1 protein-coding gene is annotated in these 230 nt (G+C 69.6%); it reads left to right on the top strand.

All coding sequences use genetic code 11. The annotated features are described in order from the left end of the window. On the top strand, positions 1-230 hold a 230-nt coding region (locus tag BST12_RS30295; RefSeq protein ID WP_139802152.1), incomplete at both ends, for a transposase.

The raw sequence follows: 230 nt of genomic DNA, 5'->3' as shown, positions 1-230 counted from the left end.
GTCTGGATTGGGGCACCGTCGAGGTGTTCTTGGAGGCCGAGGCGCCGCGGGTGAACTGCCCCACCCATGGGCCGACGGTGGTGGCGGTGCCGTGGGCGCGTCATCATGCCGGGCACACGTATGCTTTCGATGACACGGTGGCCTGGCTGGCGGTGGCGTGTTCGAAGACCGCGGTGTGCGAGTTGATGCGGATCGCCTGGCGCACCGTCGGGGCGATCGTGGCCCGGGTC

It is taken from the genome of Mycobacterium angelicum, from assembly GCF_002086155.1.
Classification (GTDB): Bacteria; Actinomycetota; Actinomycetes; order Mycobacteriales; family Mycobacteriaceae; genus Mycobacterium; species Mycobacterium angelicum.
Note: the sequence above shows the minus strand (reverse complement) of the source record. Positions and strands in the feature narration are given on the sequence as shown.